The following is a 4,126-nucleotide window of genomic DNA, read 5'->3' as shown; positions in this document are numbered from 1 at the left end:
CGAGTTCGTACGTCTGGCGCGAGTTCGTACCGTCGGGAGTACGAACTCACGCCTGAGGTACGAACTCGACGGCGGTGGGTCGGGCGTGGCTGGTGCCACACCCCGAGCGGCACGGAGCGCCGCCAGGGTCCGGTATCCTCGTCTGGCCCAGGAGGATTCGCCTAGTGGCCTATGGCGCACGCTTGGAAAGCGTGTTGGGTGCAAGCCCTCGGGGGTTCGAATCCCCCATCCTCCGCCAGCAGTCCTTGAGATCCCTTGAGAATCCGCCGTTTTCGGCTAGATTCCGCGGTTTCTGAGCCTTTCGCTGATCAGCACCAGTGGGCACAGATCAGCAGGTTGTGACAGAATTTCTGTCACATAGCTGTCACAGACTGCCCGTGTGACAGCGTTCGCGGAAGGTCCAGCGATGGCCACCGGAGCCCTGCCCCGAGGTATCACACGGTACCGAGACCGCTACCGAGTGCGCCTGGATGTGAACGGCACCACCCACGCCCTGGGCGTCTTCGACACCCTCGGCGATGCTCGCGCCGCACTCGACATCGCCAAGGGCGAGCGCGCACGTGGCACCTTCGTGCCGCCGGCCCAGATCCGCGCCGAGCGGCGCGCGGCACGGATCCAGGCCGAGACTGACGCCCTCACCCTCGGCGATTGGGCCGAGCAGTGGCTGGAGGCTCTCGCGGCCAACCCCGACCGCTCCCCCTCGACCGTGCTGTCGTATCGATCGGTGCTGCGAACCCACGTGCTGCCCGAGCTCGGCTCGACGCGGCTGGTCGACCTGACGCCGCAGCAGGTCGCCGCCCACCTTGCGGCGCTGCGCGCCAAGCCGTCGAAGCGCCATCCGGGTGCGCGAGCCAACGGTGTGGCGCCGAACGCGGCGAGGGTGCTGCGTTCGTGCCTCAACTCCGCAGTCAGACGACCGGATATCGGCCTGGCGTCGTTCACGTTCCCCGAGGCACCGTCGCAGACCCAGGTCCGACCGGCAGAGGACGATGGCGATGTGGCGACGCCAGAGCAAGTCGCCGCGATGGCAGCGACGATGCCCGAGTACCTGCGCGCAGCCGTGCTACTCGCCGCCTGGTGCGCTCTGCGGCTCGGCGAAGTGCTCGGGCTGGAGCGTCGGGACCTCGAGCATCTGGACGACCCCGAGCGCGCCGTCCTGCACGTCCGGCGCCAGTGGAACACCAAGGCCGGCAGGCTCACGGACCCGAAGCGTGGCAGCAAGCGCAGCGTCGCAGTCCCGGCCTCCCTGCTGCCCGTCCTGAGCGAGCACATCGAGAACCACACAGCACCGGGCCGCGACGGCCCGCACTTCGCTCCCCCAACCCGCCGCGGCCGCCGCATCTCCCAGACCGCTTTCGACAGGTACTGGCGCGACGCCAGGAAGGCTGCCGGCCGCGACTCGTTCCGCTTCCACAGCCTCCGTCACACCGGCCTCACCGAGTACGCCCGCCAGGGCGCCACTCTCGCCGACCTCCTCGAGCGCGGCGGGCACACGGACGTGTCGGTGGCACTGAAGTACCAGCACGCCTCCGCTCAGCGGGATCGCGAGCTAACCGCTCGGCTCGATGAGGTGGTGATGATTCCGGCGGCCTTCGACGAACAGTGACACGGGGCCCCAGACCTGCCGACCATCCTCGAAGTGAGCAATACCCGCAACCGGCCAATCGGTGAAATTTCCGGCCCGACGCGTCTCAGAACCCGTACTTTTCCTTTCGAAGACGAAAGGCCTTCTCGCCTCCCTCCATGACACCCGTGATCTCGTCGCGCACTGCAGGGATATCGATCGCGCCCTCCAACTTCACGCGACCTCCCGACTGATCGCCCTGCTTTCGGTAGTCGCAGGCGATCACAAGCTCGGCATCGCCATTTACCACCAAGTTTGCGTTGTGACTCGCGAAAATGAGTTGGCGCCTCTGCTTGGCCGCCCAGATTCGAGCCACCACATCCTGCACAACCTGACTGTCGAGGTCTTCCTCGGGCTGGTCGATTATTAGGGGGACGCCCGTCTGCGCGAGCAGAACACGAAGCAATGCAGTCGCCTGCTGTCCGGCCGAGGCCGCGCTGAACTCGATGAACTCGCTTTCCTTCGTCTGGTACTCGAAGACAGGCTCGTCTCGGACTGGCGTGAGCGCGAGGTCAAGCCAGCCGTCGGCTGTCATACTGGTCCTTGCACGCTGCTGGTCTTCGATAGCGAAGCCGAGGCGGGAGAGGTTGGGTGTCGTCTCAGAAGTGTGTGCAGCGCCTTCCTCGAGGAGGAGCAGGTACTCAAGTTCGCTAAGAACCGACTGCCAAGTCCCCAACGGGTCGGACTCTGCGCGAAGGCTGGCAAACAAGTGGTCGACCTTGCCGCTACGGACTCTGGATCCTTGAATGAATCCGCGGAACTTGGCCTCAACTGCCGACAGTCCCTGACCGCGGTTAATGCCGGCCTTCAAGAGACCTTCGGAGAGATCAGTCACCTTGGCGGTCTCGTTCGCGATTAGGTCCGACCGCTTGCGGTAGAGATTTACCAGTTCGTCTTGCAACTCGGCGTGCCCAGTCAGCGGTTCTCCGAGCGCCTTGCGGTCGCGGCGATGGTCGGCAAGCAACTCAGCGGCCTGCGTGCGGCGCGCCTCCACTCCCGCTAGCTCATCTAGCCTCGCCTGATGCGCTGTCGAGCGGCGCTTGACCTCTTCGTACTGTTCGTCAAACGACACAATCGTCTCGCTGACCGCTCGCACTGCGGCTTGCTCATCAGTTCCCTCGAGCCGGGCGGCTGTGGCCCTCGCGAGGGCTTCACTCATGTCACCGCGGAGGGATTCGATAAGTTGGCGGCGTGCTTCAACTAGTGCCGAGAGGTCCCCCGCAATGCTGGCGGGCACCTCGCCGGGCGCATCGAGCGCACTATGCACACTGCTGAGCCGATCGACAGTCGCCTTCGCCTGTCCAAGCGCATCCTGCAACTCCTGCTCCTGGGACTGAAGGAACTCGCGAATCGCATCAATTTGAGACTTCGCACCCAGGGTAGCGCGGTCCTCGGAGGAAAGATCAGTGAACGCTCTCCGCAGATTAGTGGCCTGATCAGAAAGGGATTGCTCCGTCAACTGCTGACGGGAGATCGCGGAATCGAGGCCACGCGCGCGCTGAACCTTGGCGTAGTTCTCCCGCAACTTGCCTGCAACTTCCGATATCTCCTGGTCAATGCCGTCGAGAGACCGCTGCACCGGGGCAGTAACGAACCGGGTCAGTTCGTCCATGCGAAGGGCAACGCTGCTCAGTTGTTTCTGGCTGTAGGCGTGTATCGGAAGTAGCGATCTGACGTGCGCTTCGCGAACCTTCGCAAACTCGGCGTCACCAACCTTGAGGTAAATCTCGCCTGACGCGGCGTCGCGGCGAACCACATGAAAGATATCGTTGATTGTGAAATAGACTTCGACTTGCCCGCCGACCGACCTGAGGGTGTTCTCTATCAACCGTTCTCGTCGCACGGTGGGGTTCGCCAGTTCGTCATCGCCGGCGTGGTCTGTCTGATCGCAGAGCCCCCAGCGGAGGTAGTCGAGGATCGTCGACTTGCCTGTACCACGCCCGCCGATGACCGCGTTGTACTGGGAATTGAAGGCGATGTCTACCGGTCCAAGGAACTTGCTGCTAGACACGGCCACTCGTGAGACGAAGACCGTCGGCGCCTGCGGGCTGACATGAGCGATGCGGGATTGGTGACCCAGGCACGCCTGACGCAGTGCCTCGGCCGTCGGCTTTGCCCACTTGACCCACGTCGAAGGCGTTCCCAGGCTCGCGAAGTCGTCTGACCTTGCGTCTGAAGTTTGGAAAATGGCCAGCGGCTTGTTGCCCCACGCCGCATCGTCGCCGGCGAAGATTCGCCGGTTTCCAGTCCCGACCTTGTCGACTGGTCCGTCTAAGTAGCCACCGACGCATGGCATGCTTTTGTATTCAGCCTGCATACCCTTTCGCATGATCGTCTTGTGACCGCTGTCGCTGGCGTTCGGCAGGACGATGTAGCGACCCTTGAGCCAATCGTGCTCGTCGAGCTTTTTGTGGAGATCGGCCAACGAGCTGATGTGATCCAGTGGCTGCACGTCAGGCAAGGCAGCCTTGCCAGGGTCGTGCGGCACGATCGCGAGCGCTT

Annotated in this window: 2 protein-coding genes and 1 tRNA gene; 2 read left to right on the top strand and 1 reads right to left on the bottom strand. The window is 63.8% G+C overall.

Annotated features, from left to right (window positions below; genetic code table 11):
- Nucleotides 1–150: 150 nt before the first annotated feature.
- Nucleotides 151–238, top strand: a tRNA-Ser gene (locus ACOJSN_RS01605).
- 168 nt (nucleotides 239–406) lie between these two features.
- Nucleotides 407–1,606 carry a tyrosine-type recombinase/integrase gene (locus ACOJSN_RS01600; protein WP_420110760.1) on the top strand — a complete coding sequence of 400 codons (1,200 nt, stop codon included), beginning with the start codon at nucleotides 407–409 and terminating at the stop codon, nucleotides 1,604–1,606.
- Between the two features lie 85 nt (nucleotides 1,607–1,691).
- On the opposite strand, the gene ACOJSN_RS01595 is transcribed toward ACOJSN_RS01600, so the two are convergent.
- A partial coding sequence (locus tag ACOJSN_RS01595) for a TrlF family AAA-like ATPase (RefSeq protein ID WP_420110759.1) occupies nucleotides 1,692–4,126 on the bottom strand: 2,435 nt, incomplete at its 5' end.

The organism is Pseudactinotalea sp. (assembly GCF_048594945.1).
Classification (GTDB): domain Bacteria; phylum Actinomycetota; class Actinomycetes; order Actinomycetales; family Beutenbergiaceae; genus Pseudactinotalea.
The sequence above is the reverse complement of the archived record's forward strand: the minus strand, read 5'-3'. Positions and strand labels throughout refer to the sequence as shown.